The organism is Sandarakinorhabdus cyanobacteriorum, from assembly GCF_002251755.1.
In the GTDB taxonomy this organism is placed as follows: domain Bacteria; phylum Pseudomonadota; class Alphaproteobacteria; order Sphingomonadales; family Sphingomonadaceae; genus Sandarakinorhabdus; species Sandarakinorhabdus cyanobacteriorum.
In genome coordinates, this window is sequence record NZ_NOXT01000104.1 from 1 (window position 1) to 16023 (window position 16023).

The 16023-nt window shown below is 66.3% G+C and carries 15 protein-coding genes; all 15 read right to left on the reverse strand.

Translation table 11 applies throughout. From position 1 onward, the window contains the following. Positions 1 to 336: 336 nt before the first annotated feature. The 15 genes from CHU93_RS07475 to CHU93_RS07545 all read right to left on the reverse strand — a co-directional run bounded on the left by CHU93_RS07475 (position 337) and on the right by CHU93_RS07545 (position 16015). Positions 337 to 531 carry a DUF2783 domain-containing protein gene (locus tag CHU93_RS07475; RefSeq protein ID WP_094473473.1) on the reverse strand — a complete coding sequence of 65 codons (195 nt, stop codon included), beginning with the start codon at positions 529 to 531 and terminating at the stop codon, positions 337 to 339. After that, positions 531 to 2102 carry an FAD-dependent monooxygenase gene (locus CHU93_RS07480; RefSeq protein ID WP_094473474.1) on the reverse strand — a complete coding sequence of 524 codons (1572 nt, stop codon included), beginning with the start codon at positions 2100 to 2102 and terminating at the stop codon, positions 531 to 533. The genes CHU93_RS07475 and CHU93_RS07480 overlap by 1 nt, the downstream gene beginning before the upstream one ends. Before the next feature lie 5 nt (positions 2103 to 2107). Further along, a complete protein-coding gene (locus CHU93_RS07485) occupies positions 2108 to 3067 on the reverse strand; it encodes an MBL fold metallo-hydrolase (protein WP_094473475.1) in 960 nt (319 codons plus the stop codon). Beyond that, positions 3064 to 3990 (reverse strand): MBL fold metallo-hydrolase, encoded by a 927-nt coding sequence (locus tag CHU93_RS07490; RefSeq protein WP_094473476.1) that lies wholly within the window; start codon positions 3988 to 3990, stop codon positions 3064 to 3066. The genes CHU93_RS07485 and CHU93_RS07490 overlap by 4 nt, the downstream gene beginning before the upstream one ends. After that, on the reverse strand, positions 3971 to 4693 hold the full coding sequence (locus CHU93_RS07495; protein WP_165768649.1) for an HD domain-containing protein: 723 nt from the start codon (positions 4691 to 4693) through the stop codon (positions 3971 to 3973). The genes CHU93_RS07490 and CHU93_RS07495 overlap by 20 nt, the downstream gene beginning before the upstream one ends. Next, a complete protein-coding gene (locus CHU93_RS07500) occupies positions 4690 to 5799 on the reverse strand; it encodes a class II histone deacetylase (protein WP_094473478.1) in 1110 nt (369 codons plus the stop codon). The genes CHU93_RS07495 and CHU93_RS07500 overlap by 4 nt, the downstream gene beginning before the upstream one ends. Positions 5800 to 5806: 7 nt before the next feature. Further along, positions 5807 to 7549 carry an amidohydrolase gene (locus CHU93_RS07505; RefSeq protein ID WP_243375391.1) on the reverse strand — a complete coding sequence of 581 codons (1743 nt, stop codon included), beginning with the start codon at positions 7547 to 7549 and terminating at the stop codon, positions 5807 to 5809. Between the two features lie 50 nt (positions 7550 to 7599). Then, positions 7600 to 9915 carry a TonB-dependent receptor gene (locus CHU93_RS07510; RefSeq protein ID WP_094473480.1) on the reverse strand — a complete coding sequence of 772 codons (2316 nt, stop codon included), beginning with the start codon at positions 9913 to 9915 and terminating at the stop codon, positions 7600 to 7602. A 73-nt stretch (positions 9916 to 9988) separates the two neighbouring features. Continuing rightward, positions 9989 to 11740, reverse strand: a complete 1752-nt coding sequence (locus tag CHU93_RS07515) for an amidohydrolase (RefSeq protein WP_243375394.1) — start codon at positions 11738 to 11740, stop codon at positions 9989 to 9991. After that, positions 11740 to 11994, reverse strand: coding sequence for a LuxR C-terminal-related transcriptional regulator (locus CHU93_RS07520; RefSeq protein ID WP_094473482.1), 255 nt, complete (start codon positions 11992 to 11994; stop codon positions 11740 to 11742). The genes CHU93_RS07515 and CHU93_RS07520 overlap by 1 nt, the downstream gene beginning before the upstream one ends. A 4-nt stretch (positions 11995 to 11998) precedes the next feature. After that, complete coding sequence (locus CHU93_RS07525; RefSeq protein WP_094473483.1) at positions 11999 to 12298, reverse strand: EthD family reductase; 300 nt, start codon at positions 12296 to 12298, stop codon at positions 11999 to 12001. A gap of 22 nt (positions 12299 to 12320) precedes the next feature. Continuing rightward, positions 12321 to 13607 carry a phenylacetate--CoA ligase PaaK gene (gene paaK, locus CHU93_RS07530; protein ID WP_094473484.1) on the reverse strand — a complete coding sequence of 429 codons (1287 nt, stop codon included), beginning with the start codon at positions 13605 to 13607 and terminating at the stop codon, positions 12321 to 12323. Further along, on the reverse strand, positions 13604 to 15013 hold the full coding sequence (locus tag CHU93_RS07535) for an aldehyde dehydrogenase family protein (protein ID WP_094473485.1): 1410 nt from the start codon (positions 15011 to 15013) through the stop codon (positions 13604 to 13606). Before CHU93_RS07535 ends, paaK begins: the two co-directional genes overlap by 4 nt. A gap of 31 nt (positions 15014 to 15044) precedes the next feature. Beyond that, positions 15045 to 15500, reverse strand: a complete 456-nt coding sequence (locus tag CHU93_RS07540) for a c-type cytochrome (RefSeq protein WP_207759249.1) — start codon at positions 15498 to 15500, stop codon at positions 15045 to 15047. A gap of 2 nt (positions 15501 to 15502) precedes the next feature. Beyond that, positions 15503 to 16015: a methylamine dehydrogenase light chain gene (locus tag CHU93_RS07545; RefSeq protein WP_094473486.1), complete on the reverse strand. Its 513-nt coding sequence runs from the start codon at positions 16013 to 16015 to the stop codon at positions 15503 to 15505. Positions 16016 to 16023: the final 8 nt, after the last annotated feature.

Genomic DNA, 16023 nt, shown 5'->3' on the forward strand with positions numbered 1-16023 from the left:
CACCCAAAGCCCTGCCGATCGAGCCGGTCAGGGCAGCGGCTCAGACGCAGCCGCATTCACCGGAACAGCAATGCTCAGGTTTGGTTGGAAGTCCAATGGATGTCAGGTTCGCGCTCCCATGCTGGCCGTTCGCGTCAGCTTTCAGCTCGGCCGAAAGCCGACGTTCCTGCTGCCGCGAGATTTGTCGATAATGCGCCCATAGTCGCCGGCAGTTGGATAGCCGCTGAATGTCCGGACATGGTGGATTCCGGCCCTGCTGCTTCCGGGCAGGAGGTTACCTTCAGGGCCGCTGGCCAAATCAATTTTGGAGGCGAACCTTCAGGTCGGCAGTAGACGCTAGCGGCCTTGGCGAAGGGCAAGCGCAATCGCTTGCCGGAGCACCTCGGCATCTCCGATGTGGTTGGCGAGGATGAGCAGCAGGCGGGCGTTGAGCGCGGCGCTGGCCTCGCCATCGAGGCCATCATGCATCGCGGTCAGCATGGTGAAGACCGCGTCCGGGTCGGGCAGGTTGGGTTCGGTGACAAGCGGCATCAGGGCCCCCGGTTCATCGCTGTGGCCACCGCCCGGTGCACATCTGCCGCAGTGGCGGCGTGCCAACGCGCGCACACGAGGCGATCGGGCCGTACCAGCACCGCACCGCCCACCGGCAAAGCATAGCGCTCAACGGCAATCGTGGCATGCTGAATATCAAGGCATCGCAGATCGGGCAGGCCGGGATCGAACGGACCGTTGGACAGCAACGTGAACCCCTGACCGCAGTGCGCGAGAAGCCAGCCCGAACCCAAGGGCGCATCGATGGCCGCGCAGCCGGGCGGCACGCCCTTGCTGCCCCAATCGTCCCGGTCGGGCGTGTTCAGGGCGCTGCCAACCAGCCGGGCGGGCGCGAACAGGCGGCCGCTGTTGACCATGGCCCGGGCAAAGGCGGTGTCGTCCGCAAGGGCGAGCACGGCGTCGCGCAGACCGGTCGCGCCCGGGCTCCCGGGGCTGATGAAGTCGGTGGCGCGCGTCGAATGCCGGATATTCTCGTCCGCCGCGGCCACGGCCTCGTCGTTGTAGGTTTCGAGCAAGGCGCCGCCTGCCGTGCCACCGACCACGCGGTCGAGCTTCCAGGCCAGGTTGGCCACGTCGGCAAAGCCGCCGTTGCAGCCGCGCGCCCCAAAGGGCGAGACCAGGTGCGCGGCATCGCCAGCAAAGAGCACCCGGTCATGGACGAAACGGGCCATGCGCCGGCACTGGAACGCGTAGACCGAATACCAGACCCGGTCGTACGCGACGTGGGCGCCAAGCAGTCCACAAACCAGCGGATCGACGGCCTCGGGCCTGATGGCCGCCGCCCGATCGATGCCGGGACCAAGCTGGAAATCAAGACGCCAGACATCATCGGGCTGGCGGTGGAGCAACGCAGTGCGCCCGGGATTGAAGGGCGGATCGAACCAGAACCAGCGTTCGCTTGGGAGGTCGGCCTTCAGCCGGATATCGGCAATCAGGAAATTGTCCTCGAACCCCCGGCCCTCGAAATCCAGCCCCATGCGCTGGCGGATCGTTGAGCGGCTGCCATCGCAGGCCACGACCCACGCCGCCCGCTGCGTATACGCCTGGCTGCCAACGTTGACCGTCAGCGTGACACCGTCCCCGCCCGGGGCAATGCCGGTGACCTCATGTCCCCAACGCAGCGCGACGTTGGGCAGCGCGTGCAGGCGCTCGACCAGCATCTCCTCGAGGAGATACTGCTGGAGATTGATGAAGGCCGGCATCTTCTGCTGCCGGACGGGCAAGAGGTCGAAGCTGTAGATGGGCGATGCCTTGTCCTTCCAGAAGACCTTGCCGGTGTTCCAGGTCACGCCCCGGGCGACGGCCGCATCCCCAACGCCCAGCCGGTCCAGATACTCGAGCGAATGCTTGGCGTAGCAGATCGCCTTCGACCCGGCCGCAATAACGTCCAGCCGGTTGAGCACGACCACCCTGTGCCCCCGCTGGCCAAGGTCGATGGCCAGGGCGAGCCCCACCGGACCGCCGCCAACGATCACGATGGGGACGTCGCGGTCCTCCCGGCCTGGCAAGGGGGTCTGCCCGATCCCGCGCCACACCGGAATGCTGGTCATCACGCTCAGTCCTGCAGCTGCGCCCAGACGGCTCGGTCGAGCTCCATGGTCCAGATTTCGGGCCAGTCCTTGCCATCGAGCTCATCCCAGAGCCGCTTCACGTCAAAGGGCAGGCAATGCTCGAAGATGGGCCAGTGGCCGAACTTGGGCGCCAGCGCCGCGTGACAGGCGAGGAAGGCGTCCTTGAGGCTGCCGTTGCGGTCGCGCACCGCCTGGGTCTGATCGATCATGACCCGCAGGAACTCACGGGTCTGCGCAATCGCCTGGTCGCAGGCCTCCAGGCCCCTCGCCACCGCCCCGCGCCCGCCAATCAGCTGCGTCGCCCGGAAGGCCTGGACGCGATCGAGGGTGGCGCCGCTCCATTCACGGTGGAAGGCATCGCCCGTGTAGAGGGCAGCCTGCGCCTCGACGAGATCGCCGGCAAACAGCGTCTTGCTCCGCTCGTGCCACACCACGATGTCGCCGGCGGTGTGGCCACGACCACAGAAGACAAGGTCCAGGTGACCGCGGCGACCGCCCAGCTCGATCCGCATCGCCTGCTCGAAGGTCAGCGTCGGCCAGGTCAGCCCCGGGATCTCGTCGGGCTCCTTGAACAGGCGCGGCATGCGGCCAAACTCGCTGGCCCAGTCCTGCTGGCCGCGCTCGGCGATAAGTTGGCGTGTTGCCTCGCTGCTGACGATCACGTCGGCATCAAACGCGCTTGCGCCCAGCACGCGCACGGCGTGATAATGAGTGAGCACGAGGTAGCGCACGGGCTTGTCCGTGTGTTGCCGCAGCACGGCCAGCCAGTCCCGCGCCGCCGCCGGCGTGGCCCGCGCCTCGATGCACACCAGGAAGTCCTCGCCCTCGATGGCGCCGACATTGGGGTCGCCCTCGGCCGTGAAGGCGTAAATCCCGTCACCGAGGATTTCGAGGGTTTCCTTGCGGGGCGCAAGATCGGCAGATGAGGCAAAGGGCTTGGTCACGGCCGGTCCTGCGGGAGGTGGTTGATGAGGCTGTACTTCAGGAAGAAGTCGGCTTCCGCGTAGTCCGGGTAGAGGGCGGTTATGCGACGGGCCGCCTCCTCCCGGCTGCGCGCGCTGCGCACGATGACGAGATAGTCATCGAAATAGCGGATCTGCGCATCCAGCATCTCGATGCCACCCGGATCGCCGTGCCCCGGATAGACGATGGGCTTGCGGGCCCCATAGGTTTGCCGGATCTTGACCAGTGCGGCCCGCCACGCCGTGACCCGGTCCAGCGTGATGTCATCGCCCATCCAGGGATGAACCTTGTTGTAGGCAAGGTCGGCCAGGAACAGCGCGTTGATCGACGGGCAGTAGAGCGTGGCCATGTGCGGCGCTTCGGTGGCCTGATAATCCGTGGTCACCTGGCACTGGCCACCGCCATCAAAGCGCAGGGTTGATCCCTTCAGGAGGCCGATGGTCCGCTCGTAATCGAAACCACCGGGATTGCTGGGCGACTTGGGCCGCAAGGGCCGCTCCAGGGGCGTTTCCGCCTCGGTTGCGCCGCCCTGGTCCATGTAGACCGCATAGGCCTTCACGTCGCGGCGGATGGCCTCGTTCGCGACCCGGATGCGCGCGGCGGGATACTGGTCCCGGAACACGTGCATGCCCGTGAAATGATCGGTATGCCCGTGCGTGACGAACACCTGGGTCAGTGGCAACTTGAGCGCGCGGACGAGGTCGGCCAGCTTCTGGGCCTCGTAGCCCTTGCGCTGGACGTCGATGACCGTGAGCGTCTTGCCGTTCGAGATGATGAACGAGTTGACGGTGGCAAAGCCGCCTTTGTGGACGGTCACTTCGAGGTCTGCCGCCGCTGCCGGCGCACCAAGACCGGCCAGCGCAAACGCGGCGAGGAGGATCGGCCTACAGCGTCTTGAAATCATCGGTTTGCGCCGCAAGGGTGCTCAGGTAGCGTTCAAGAAAGACGCGCCGTTCCGGCAGCATGGCCTTGCCTGCCGGCGACAGGATACGCGGCGGCACGGCCTGGAGAAAGGCCTGCAGTTGCCGAACCACGGCCGGTCCATCGGGGACCCCGCCGATGATCGTGCCGGTCAGGTCAACCGTGGCCGTGACCCGGGCAATCCCGATGGCCCCCAGCCAATCAAGGGAGTCGGCGTCATGGAAATAGAGGGCTTCGGGCCCGGCCGGCTCCCGGAAGAACATGTGGGTGCGCATCACGGCCTGGACCTTGGGGAGCTTTGCCATCGGAAAGCCGGTGTCGCGCAGCAGCCCTTCGGCCAACTCGACGGCCCGATCGGCGTGATCCACGTCCTTTTTCGCGTAGGCCGGGAAAGCGGCCGCATCATGCAAAAGCGCGGCCGCGAACAGGACGTCGTCGTCCACAACCGCCTTGTCCGCGGCCGCCAGCTGCAGGGAGAGGTTGTAGATCCGCAGGCTGTGGCTGTAGCCCCACGCCGGGTGCTTGAAGCTTGCCTGCGCGAACAGCTTCAGTTTCTCGCGCCAGGGCGCCGGCTGGGCGGCTGTCGCGGCCGCCGCGCCGGCAGTCTGGGCCAAGACGGGCGCGTGGCCGAGCGCGAGGTCGCCGGCCAAGAGCGTGGCGGTCAGCAACAGCACCTTGATCGTCATGCCAGCAGCTCCCGGGCAAGATCGTCCACCCATTGGTCCTGGAAGGCTTGCGCCCTGGGGCCGGGCTGCCAGAGGGAGAACATCTCCAGCTCCGGGTCTTCGACGCCCATGGTGGTACCGGCCAGCGCTTCGATCACGGCATGACCGCAGAACGGCACATAGGCCTCGGCATAACCCCCTTCGTGGATGACCGCCAAACGGCCCTGGCACAGCCGGTCCGCCGCACCCATCACCATCTGGGTCATCGCCCGATAGGTCTCGCTGTGCAGCATCATGCGCGCCAGCGGATCGACGGCGTTGGCATCAAGGCCGCTGGCCACCACGATCAGCTCCGGCTGGAACGCGTCGAGAGCGGGCAACACGATCCTTTCCATCGCGCGGATGTAGGTGGCATGGCCGGAGCCGGCCGGCAGCGGGATGTTGATGTTGGCGCCCAGCCCGTCACCGGCGCCGCGGTCGTCCGCACCACTGTACCCCGGCGGGAAGCAGCGATCCTGGTGGATCGAGATGGTCAGCGTGTCGCCCCGCTCGTAATAGACGTGCTGCGTGCCATTGCCGTGATGCACGTCCCAATCGAGGATCGCCACCTTGCCCAGCCCATGCCGCGCGCGGGCCGCCTCGATCGCGATCGGGATGTTGCACAAGAGGCAGAAGCCCATCGGCATGTCGGGAAGGCAGTGGTGCCCGGCAGGACGGCAAAGGGCGTAGGCGTTGCGATACTGGCCGCTGATCACCCCATCAACGGCCGCGATGGCAAGGCCAGCCGAGATGCAGGCGATCTCAAAGCCACCCTTGCTGAACGGTGCCAACTGCCCGAGATCACCGCCGCCGGCGTCGCTGGTCGCCTTGAAGCGGTCGATGTATTCGGCCGGATGGATGCGCAGCAGGTCGTCCCGGGTGGCCGGGTCGGCCTTGGGCTGGACCAGGGCGTCGACCAGGCCGGACGCCTGCACGAGGTTGAGCACCCGGCGCTTGGAGTCCGGCGTGTCCGCGCCATAGGAACCGGTGGGTGGCTGCACCCACCGGTCCAGGGGAAAGTAGAGCGCCTGGACGCCCGTCGAGTGCCAGAAGCAGCGCTCGTTCTGAAAAAGAGCCGTTTGCGTCATCGGGCGATCACTCCTTGGAGCCTTGGGGCGCACGGCGCGCGAACACCCGCTCGCCCCGGATCCAGGTCTCGCGGGGCCGGATCAGGTGAAGGCTCGTGACCGCCACATCGAAGGGGTTGTCATCGAGGATGAGGAAATCGGCGGACTTGCCGGTCTCGATGGACCCGGCCTGCTTGACGATGCCGAGGTGCTTGGCGGCATTGATTGTGAACATATCGATCGCCTGCGAGAGCGTTATGGCCTCGCCCAGCCCAAAGCTGCGTTCACTGCCGCCCGGATTGCGACGGGTGATGGCGGTCTCGATCCCGATCCAGGGGTCGGGCGTCGGCACCACGGCCCAGTCAGACCCGGCGATGACCAGCGCGTCATTGGCGAAGACGTCCTTGATCGGCCAGACCCGGTCGATGCGGGGTGGGCCGACAGCCGAGGTGATGTCGTCGTTGATCGGCTGGGGATCCCACAGGTAGGGCGACATCTCCACCGCGGCGTTGAGCGCCTTGAAGCGCGGCAGGTCCGCTTCGTCGACGAACGTCGAATGGCCGACATGATGGATGGGGCCGTTGGGGCCGTTGGCCTTGCGCGCGGCCTCGATGGCGTTGAGCGCCTCGCGCACCGACCGGTCGCCCGCCGCATGGAACATCACGACAATGCCCTGCTTGTCCCACTCAGTGACCAGCTTGCCCATCTGCGCCGGATCAAACAGCAGCAGCCCGGTGGGCGGCGCGTTGGGCTGGCCGGCCTGGTACGGGGCGAGCATTGCGGCCGTGTGGCTCTCGGTCGGCACGCCGTCGGCGAACACCTTGATGCAATTGGGATCAAGGTTTCGGCGTGCGTAGCGGCCCCGTGCTGCCAACGTCTGCTCAAACGCCGGGTTGGGTCGGCCCGCTTCCGAGAACGCGATGCAGCCACGCACGCGCTGCTTCAGCAATGCCTTGTCGGCCAGCGAGGCATAGACCTCGAGGTCGTCCCGGTAGACCATGGCGTCGACATGCCCGACCACGCCGTAGCCCGCGAGCATGGCGAGGTTCTGCTGCAATCGGCGGGCGGTCTCCGCCTGGGGTTGGGGCGGCAGCTTGCTCGTCACCAGCCGGCCCGCGGTCTCGCGCAGAATCCCGGTCGGTTTGCCGGCCGCGTCCCGCTCGATGATGCCACCTTCTGGGTTGGGCGTGTCCGCCGTGATTCCCGCCAGTTCCAGCGCCTTCGAATTGGCCCAGATGCTGTGGCCGCTGACGTCAAACAGCATCAGCGGATTGTTCGGCGACACCGCGTCCAACGTGGCAGCCGTTATGGGGGTGCCTTCCAGGAGCGAGGCCTGCCATTGCGCGCCCGTCACCCATTCCCCCGGCTTGGCCGCCTTCACGCAATCGGCGACAAGCGCGAGCAGGCGCTTGGCGTCTGCATCCTGCGGAATCCGGCAGCGCCCCTCTCCGCCCTTGGCCTGCAGCACCGGATGGACATGCATGTCGTACAGGCCGGGAAGAACGGTCGCGCCTTTCAGGTCGATGACCCGGCTCGCCGTGCGCCGCCAGGCCGACGCCTGGGCGGGACCGCCAAGGCCCGCGATGCGCTCGCCCTCCACCCGCATCGCGCTGCGCCAACCGGTCGGGGTGTAGATCCGGCCGTTGACGAAGAGAACGCTGGCCTCGCGGCTGGTGCCGCCCTGCCCCGCCGCCCCGGCCGGCGAAGCGGCCAGGATGGCAAGGGCCGCCGCAGCGGCGGCCATCGTGCTGGTCAGGAAAGCGGATGTCATGTGCAGCTCCTTTCCACCGATGGACCGCTCGGCGACCCAGCGACGACCGTTCAGTACCGGTAGGCGACAGTGACGCCGAAGGTTCTCGGCCGGATGATGTCGCGGCGGAAGAATTCGAACGGGTTTCCGGCGCGCTCTCGGCGGGTCCATGTCGACTTGTTGAGAATGTTGTTGACGAACACCGACACGTCAAAGTCACCCGGCCGCACCCCGAGACGGGCGGACCAGAACGCAAGCGCGGGCGGCACCTCCAGCTGGGGATCAATGGCGCCGTTGGCCGGGTTCAGGAACGCGGGAAGCTTTGTCTGCCGGGCCCGGTAGTCGAAGTCCGTGCGAACATAGCCCCCACGTTCCTTGAAGGCGTCAAAGTCATACTGGGCATGGAGCGACAGGGTCCATGGCGCACCCAGAACGCGGTCACCCCGGCTGACCAGCGGATCTTGCGCGGTCGGCCCGCCAAGGACGGTTTCGAGGAACTGTGCGTCCGTGTAACCGAACTCGGCCTGCAGCGTCAGGCGGTTGACCGGCTTGATTTCGAACTGGACGTCAAAGCCGCGGCTGCGCGCCTTGCCAAGGTTGGACGTGAACTGGAAGCCGCAGGAGTTGAGGCCAACCGCCTGCTGGATATTCGACCAGTCGACCTGGAACACGCTGGCCTGGATATTGCCCAGGCCGTTGCCAAAGCGGCTCTTCACGCCGAGTTCATAGCTCCAGACCGAGTCCGAGTTGAACAACGCCGGCCGGCCGTTGGGATAGCCGATCGCGTTGAGCTGTGGCCCGCAGAACGTCCCCACCTGCGGGTTGTAGCCGCCGACGCGGAAGCCCCGCGAGGCCGACGCGTAGATCAGGGTGTCCGGCGTGGCCTGGAAGTTGACGCCGAAGCGCGGATTGAACGGACGCTCCTGCTGGCGACCGGTGTCGACCACGGTTGGGCCGACGACGAAGCCGCTGGCCACATTGTCGATCCGGAAATCGGTGTCGCTATAGCGAAGGCCGGCGGTCAACGAGAGCGTGTCGGTCACGTTGTAGGTCGCTTCGCCGAACAGCGCGAACTGCTTGTCGACCGTCACCGCGTTCTGGTCGTAAACGACAAAACCGGGAACCGGGTTCGATGCACCGAACAGGTAGACCGGCAGATACTGGTCCGTCACCAACTGCAGCGAAGTCTGCCGGGCGTGGGAGTAGAAGGCGCCAACCACCCACTTGAGCGGGCTGTCGGGGGTCGTCGACTGGAGCCGCACTTCCCCGGTCCAGTTCTTCTGGGCGACCAGGAAGTCCGACGGCGCCTGCTGGTCCGGGAACTGCGGGAGGCGGTTCTGGCCGGTAAACAGGTTCTGGTCGAAGGTCGTGTAATCCTGCACGAAACTCTGGCGACGATTGAAATAGGCCCCGACCGCGATCAGGTCGACGCCACCCAGGTCAACCGTGGTGTTGATTGACGCGAGGTAAAACCGGTCACGGCTTTGCTCGCGCACCTGGTTGGCGCTCTGGAACACGCCATCATCATAATCCGAAAAGCGTTCCCAGGTTTCGGCGCTGTCGTTGGCGCGGATGTTCTGGAAGAAGATCGACGGCGTGATCTTCACGCTCTCCACCGGTTGCCACGTCACGGCCAGTCGACCGACGTAGGTGTCGGTGCGGTTGGCGTTCTTGTCGACCACGTTGCCGGTGAAGCTGCTGATCCGGTCCACGAAACCGCCATCCCGGCGATAATAGCCGCTGGCGGCGAAGCCCAGCTTGTCGGCAACCAAGGGACCGCTGACCGAAAGCCCGGCTTCGCCGCTGGGGCCACCATACTGGGTGGTGGCAAGCTCGGAGCGGCCATAGACCTGCAGCTTGTCCATCGACGGAGCCCCCGTGATGAACCGGATGGTGCCGCCCATGGAGCCGGCACCAAACAGCGTGCCCTGCGGTCCGCGCAGGACCTCGATGCGCTCCAGGTTGAAGACAATCGGGTAGACGTTGCCACCGCCATAGCCCAACTGGCGGATCTGGATCGGCACGTCGTCGATGTAGATACCGGTCGTCGCCGCACCCACGTCGGAGTTGATCCCGCGGATCGAGATATTGGTCGTCGTGTTCGACCGCTCGAAGGTGATGCCCGGGGTCTGCCGAATGACGTCGGTGAAGTCGCGGATACCGCGGGAGTCCAGCTTTTCCTGCGAGAAGGCGCTGATGCTGACCGGAACCTTGTTGATGCTCTGGCTCTGGCGGGTCGCGGTGACGATGATTTCGCCGGCTTCCGCTTCGTCCTGGGCGACATCCGTCGCCGGTTGGGTGGCGGCCTGCGCAAACGCGGGCTGTGCAGCGATCAGCAGCGCAAGCGCACTGACCGACACGGTGGCGAGCAAATTCTTGTGGCGCATGGTAGCCCCTCTCCTCCCAGAGATCCCGAACCGGACAGCTGGTTCGAGTTGACAATTTTGCTATCAGGCTTGGCTATCGGGCTCTGTCCCCTGAACTGATGACAGCCGCGCTTTCCGGGTGGCGGAAGACATTCTCGCCATTGATGAATGTCAGCCAAACCCGGGTCTTGTGGACGTCGTGAACAGGCGATGAGAGCGGGTTCTCGCGCGTCACGATGAAGTCGGCCTTGCGGCCAACCGACAGCGTGCCGACCGCACGGTCGAGGCGCATGGCGCGCGCGCCGTTGATGGTGAGCAGTCGAAGCGCGTTCTCGCGGTCGATGGCTTGTCCAGCCCCGAGCGCCTCAGGGCTGCCACCCGGCCGCTGGCGGGTCACCAGGGTCTCGAGCGCCAGCCACGGATCCACGGACGGCACAACCGGCCAGTCGGATCCGGCAACCGCCAATGCGCCGGTACGCAGGATGTCGGCAATCGGGATCCAGCGATGCATGCGCTCGGGCCCAACCGCCTTCAGGATGTCGACCGACGCAATTGGCGTTGGGTACCAGATGTAGGGCGAGAACTCCCAGACCCCGTTCAGGGGGCCGAGACGGTCGGTGTCCGCCGGATCGACGAAGGTGCTGTGGGCAACCACGTGCATGGGCCCCGTCTGACCGTTGGCGTTCCGGGCAAAGGCAATGGCATCGATGGCCGCGCGGACCGCCGCATCGCCGGCCGCGTGGAACTTGACCGACAGGCCCATGCGATCGAAGCGGGCCACCGCCGGGTTCAACTCCGCCAGGTTGGGCAACAGCAGTCCCTTGGGCGGACGCCGATCATCATCGGTGTGATCCGCGTAGGGCGCCAGCATCGCCCCGGTGTGGCTCTCGGTCGGCACACCGTCCATGAAGATCTTCACGCAGTCGGGCTTGAAGCGATCCGTCTCGTATTGGGCACGGGCCGCGATCAGGCGCTCACCCGTTGCCTTCTGGTCACCGTCCTGGGTTTCCCAGACGATGCAGCCCCGAATGCGCTGCTTGACCAGTCCTTCACGAGTGAGCTGTGCAAAGGGCTCAATGTCGGGATCCCGGATGGATGCCACCGTAAAGGCGGTGATGCCTTGCGACAGCATGTGGTCGGCGGCCCATTTGATGGCGGCTTTCCGTCTTTCCAGGCTGTCAGGCGGCACGACCTTGGTGATCAGGCGCGTGGCGCTTTCCCGGAGCAGCCCGGTGGGCTCACCGGCCGCGTCGCGCTCGATAATGCCACCAGGCGGATTGGGCGTGTTGCGATCAATACCGGCAAGCTGCAGCGCCCGGCTGTTCACCCACAGGCTGTGCAGGGCCTCGTCATCAAGGGCAACGGGATTGTCCGGCACAATCGCGTCCAGAAACGCCCGCCCCTGTTCACCGGCTGCGAAGCTCGCCGCGACCCAGTTGCCGCCCCGGATCCACTCGCCCTTCGGCGCCTTGGCGACACATTGGCGAATCGCCTCGCGGATCTGCGGGCTGGTCCCGTTCACGGGCAGGCGGCAGTTCATTTCGGTGAGGCCGGCAAACAGCGGGTGGACATGGGAATCCACCAGGCCCGGCAGGACCGTGGCGCCTTTCAGATCGAGCACGGCTGCACGCGGGCCGGCCCGGCGGCGCGCGGTCCGTTCGTCGCCCAGGTACCCAATCACGCCACCATCCACCACCATGGCGCGCGACCAACCCGTTTCCGTCCGGATCAAACCGCCGACGACGAGCAGGCGTTGCGGTGCAGGTCGCTCGGCGGCGGCGGCCCCGCCCGCAATCGTCATCGCCAACAGGCTCGCACGCACGGCACAGGACAGGCGCGTTCGCATCAGATCATCTCCAGGAAAAACTGGTTGCTGTGGGTGACGCGATAGCGCTCATAGGCGCGACGCCGATACGTCAGCACGGATGCCATCGAGATGCCGAGGTCGAGCGCAATGGCTTCCGCCGTCATGCCCACCATGGTGCGCGCGCACACGGCCCGCTCCCGGTCGGTCAGGCAGACGTAGATCGCGCCCAGTCGCCGTTCGATCTTCTCGATCGCGCGGCGAGCATCAAAGGCGGGGGCAGCGACCGAGGCCATCGCTTCAACCGATGGTCTCGCCGATCATGACCGTCGCCAGCCCCTCGGCAAAATTGGCGAGGTCAGCGCCGGTGGCGGCGTTCTCGGGGCTCTTCATCGCGGCCTTGAAGCTGTCCGCATCGGCGAAATAGAGCTCCGCCATCAGGAAGAACTTTTCCCCCATGAGCGTGCGATTGAGGCGTGTCACCTCGGATCGCACCAGGCCCGGGATCTTGGCCACCAGCGGCAAGTGAACGTCATGGTAGTGACGCAGGAACTGTTCCGGATCGGCTGGTTCCCGGTAGAGAACGATCATCTTGTGCATGCCTGTCTCCCCATCACGTTGTTCACAGGTGACGTTTGTCGATCACCCTCTTGGCCTTGCCTTCCGACCGCGGAATGGATCCGGGCGGCCGCGCGTCGATGCTCACGCTGATCCCGATCAGCGACTTGATCCGGTGCTGGAGGTCAGCGAGGTCGCGCTTCACCTCGTCATCGCCCGCACCGACGCGCCGCTCGACGGCCAGCGCCACGACATCCATCCGTCCCGGCCGGCTGAGCTCGATCAGGTAGTGCGGTGCCAGGGCCGGGCAGCTCAGCAGGATCTCCTCGATCTGGCTCGGGAACACGTTGACGCCGCGGACGATCAGCATGTCGTCGCTGCGCCCGGTGATCTTGGCCATCCGCCGCATCGGCCGGGCGCTGCCGGGCAAGAGGCGGGTCAGGTCGCGCGTGCGATAGCGGATGACGGGCATCGCCTGCTTGGTCAGCGAGGTGAAGACGAGCTCGCCTTCGGCGCCATCAGGCAGGACCGCCCCCGTCTCGGGATCGATGATTTCCGGGTAGAAATGGTCTTCCCAGATCGTCGGCCCGTCCTTGGCAACGCCGCATTCCTGGGCAACACCCGGTCCCATCACCTCGGACAGGCCATAGATATCGGTCGCGCTGATGCCGAACGCGGTTTCGATCTCGCGGCGCATCGCCTCGGTCCAGGGCTCGGCCCCGAAGATGCCGATGCGCAGCGACGTGGCCGCCGGATCGAGACCCTGCTTGGTGTAAGCGTCCAGCATGGCCAGGAGATAGCTCGGCGTGACCATGATGATGTCGGGCCGGAAGTCGGCGATGATCTGCATCTGCTTCTCGGTCTGCCCGCCACCCATGGGAATGACGGCGCAGCCAAGCGCTTCGGCCCCGTAATGGGCACCCAGGCCGCCGGTGAAGAGGCCGTAGCCATAGGCCACGTGCACCTTCATGCCGGGACGACCACCCGCGGCATGGATGGACCTCGCCACCACTTCGCTCCACGTCTGGATATCAGCCCTGGTGTAGCCGACCACCACCGGCTTGCCGGTTGTGCCCGAGGAGGCGTGGATACGGGCCAGCTGCTGCTGGGGCACCGCGAAGAAGTCAAACGGGTAGGCGTCCCTGAGGTCGGCCTTGGTGGTGAACGGGAAGCGCGTCAGGTCGTCGAGGGACCGCAGGTCATCGGGATGGACACCGGCGGCATCGAACTTGGCCCGGTAGCGCGGGTTGCCTTCATAGGCGTGCCGAACCGACCACTTGAGCCGTTCGAGCTGCAGCGACCGCAACTCGTCAAGCGATGCCCGCTCGATCGCGTGCAGCGTCTCGATCATGCGTGGATCACCTGCACCGTGGTGCATTCCGCAAGACCGAGCGCCGCGAACTCAACCCCGATGCCCGACTGCTTTACCCCGCCGAACGGCGCATCGGGCCTGATCGCACCATGGTTGTTGACCCAGACGCTGCCGCATTCAAGCCTGGCGGCAAGACGGCGGGCAGCATCCACGTCGCGTGACCAGATGGATCCGCCCAGACCGTTCTCGCTGGCGTTGGCGCGGGTGATCACGTCCTCGACATCGTGGTAGCGGATGACGGGGATGGCCGGGCCGAACTGCTCCTCGTCGACAAGAGCCATGCCCTCCGTCGCGTCCGCCACGATGGTCACCGGGTAGAACAGGCCCGGCCCGGCCATCGGCTCGCCACCGCACAGAACGCGGGCCCCTTCCTGGCGTGCGCGGTCCACCAGCCCCTTCACGCGCTCGAACTGCATGGGGTTCTGGATCGGACCAAGGTGGCTGGTCGCCTCCAGCCCGTTTCCGGTCACGATGTTGGCGGCATAGCGGACCAGCTTCTGGCAGACGTCCTCGTAGATGGAGTCATGCACATACAATCGCTTGAGGGCCGCGCAGGTCTGGCCGTTGTTGATGAAGATGCCCCAGAACAGCTTGTCGATGTTGGCGTCGACGTCGGCATCGGGAAGCACGATCCCCGCGTCATTGCCGCCCAGTTCCAGGGTCAGGCGCTTCAGGTTGCGCGCGCCGCTGGCCATGACCTTGCGACCGGTCGCGGTCGATCCGGTGAAGATGATCTTGTCGATGCCCTCGTGCTCGGCCATCGCCTGCCCGATCTCGTCGCGGGCCGACAGCACGTTGAGCACACCGGGCGGCAGCGCCTTTTGCAGCAGTTCGCCCAGCCAGAGCGTGGCCAGCGGTGTCTTGGGCGACGGCTTGAGCACCACGGTGTTGCCGGCGAGGATCGCGGGCATCATGTGCCAGATCGCGATCATGATCGGGAAGTTCCATGGCGTGATCGACCCCACCACGCCGATGGGACGATGGTGCAAGGTGACGTTGGCGGTCTCATCGGCCTGGATCACCTCCACCGGAAGCGCGAGGGTGGCCGTGTGACGGGCCCAGGCGATGGCGGCGCCAATCTCCCAGTTCGACCCGAGACCGCCGAGCGGCTTGCCCTGCTCGCGGGTGACGAGGGCCGCCAGGTCCCCGGCATGGGCCTCGATGATGTCGGCCATGGCGTTCACGGCCGCCTGGCGCTCCTGTTGGGTGCGGGCGGCCCAGCCGGGAAAGGCGCGGCGTGCCGCTGCCACGGCATCGTCCAGCTGCTGGCGGCTCGCGGCCGGGGCCGCGGCAAAGGCCGTGCCCAGGGCCGGGTCAAGAACATCGAAACTGTCGGCGGCGGAGACCTGCTGGCCATCGATGGTGAGAGCAAAGCTGCGTTCCATGAGCGATCATCTCCTTGGCAAATCGCCGGTTCTACGGTGTCGGTGGCTCCGCCATCGCCATGCGCGTCGGTGCGGGCATCTTCTGGATCAGCGCGTTGCGAGCCGCGCGCACGTCCTGGAGGCGCATGCGGCGCAGCGCGCCCACTTCCTGGGCCGTGTAGGGCTTGAAGGGCTGCGGGAGGGCCGGGCCCATGGCCGGCACCAGCCAGTTCATCAATGCAGCGAGATCCGCGTCATTGAGCGTCGAGTTGGCCACCCCGGGCACGCGCACCAGGAATTCCCGGCCGCCTGGGACCAGCAGGAAGTTGGCCAATTGGCCCCGCATGGGAGGGACCTTGCCGGCCATGCCCTCGCCCGAGGGCAAGTGGCAGCCCTGGCAATTGGTCATGTAGTTGATGCGCGGTGCGCGCTGCAGCGATTGCGCGGCCACGGGAGCCACAAAGGCCACAAGGCCAACAAGCGCTGCAAGGAGCACCGGCGCGCGCATGGTCAGGACGCGGCCCCCAGCACCACCGCCGTCGAGCAATTGTAGACAACCCCGGACTGCGTGCCGAGGCACCAGTTAAGATCGTTGGCGCCCTGCGGCTGGTAAATGGGGGTATCGCCCTCGTTGCGGTTGCAGATGCACCGGCCGCAGGCAGCCTTGCCGCAGCAGTCATTGTAGGAAATCACGTAGTCCTTGCCATCGACCGGGTTGCGACATGTGCCCACCCAGGTGATCGGCGAAGGCTCGGTGCCGGGCGGGCAGGTCGAAACCGACCCGCCACAGCAGGAGCACAGGAACCCGTCGATGGCGCAGTACCGCCAGTAGTCGCAGGACGACGGGTCACCCTTTTCCCCGGGCTGCTGTTTCGGGGTCTGGGCCTGGGCCCGGGCAACGGGAAGCGCCGGAACGCTGGCGGCGGCCGCGAGACCTCCAAGACGGGCCAGCAACCCGCGCCGGGATATCCCCCGGGCGGCCTGGCGGGCCAGTCGTTCAGCGATGCGATCCAATCGGTTCATGGTGAGAA

Coding starts and splice junctions, on each gene's coding strand:
- CHU93_RS07515 (WP_243375394.1), bottom strand. CDS start 11,740: ATGCGAACGCGCCTGTCCTGTGCCGTGCGTGCGAGCCTGTTGGCGATG.
- CHU93_RS07495 (WP_165768649.1), bottom strand. CDS start 4,693: ATGACGATCAAGGTGCTGTTGCTGACCGCCACGCTCTTGGCCGGCGAC.
- CHU93_RS07500 (WP_094473478.1), bottom strand. CDS start 5,799: ATGACGCAAACGGCTCTTTTTCAGAACGAGCGCTGCTTCTGGCACTCG.
- CHU93_RS07545 (WP_094473486.1), bottom strand. CDS start 16,015: ATGAACCGATTGGATCGCATCGCTGAACGACTGGCCCGCCAGGCCGCC.
- CHU93_RS07520 (WP_094473482.1), bottom strand. CDS start 11,994: ATGGCCTCGGTCGCTGCCCCCGCCTTTGATGCTCGCCGCGCGATCGAG.
- CHU93_RS07535 (WP_094473485.1), bottom strand. CDS start 15,013: ATGGAACGCAGCTTTGCTCTCACCATCGATGGCCAGCAGGTCTCCGCC.
- CHU93_RS07525 (WP_094473483.1), bottom strand. CDS start 12,298: ATGCACAAGATGATCGTTCTCTACCGGGAACCAGCCGATCCGGAACAG.
- CHU93_RS07480 (WP_094473474.1), bottom strand. CDS start 2,102: ATGACCAGCATTCCGGTGTGGCGCGGGATCGGGCAGACCCCCTTGCCA.
- CHU93_RS07540 (WP_207759249.1), bottom strand. CDS start 15,500: ATGCGCGCGCCGGTGCTCCTTGCAGCGCTTGTTGGCCTTGTGGCCTTT.
- paaK (WP_094473484.1), bottom strand. CDS start 13,607: ATGATCGAGACGCTGCACGCGATCGAGCGGGCATCGCTTGACGAGTTG.
- CHU93_RS07510 (WP_094473480.1), bottom strand. CDS start 9,915: ATGCGCCACAAGAATTTGCTCGCCACCGTGTCGGTCAGTGCGCTTGCG.
- CHU93_RS07490 (WP_094473476.1), bottom strand. CDS start 3,990: ATGATTTCAAGACGCTGTAGGCCGATCCTCCTCGCCGCGTTTGCGCTG.
- CHU93_RS07475 (WP_094473473.1), bottom strand. CDS start 531: ATGCCGCTTGTCACCGAACCCAACCTGCCCGACCCGGACGCGGTCTTC.
- CHU93_RS07505 (WP_243375391.1), bottom strand. CDS start 7,549: ATGACATCCGCTTTCCTGACCAGCACGATGGCCGCCGCTGCGGCGGCC.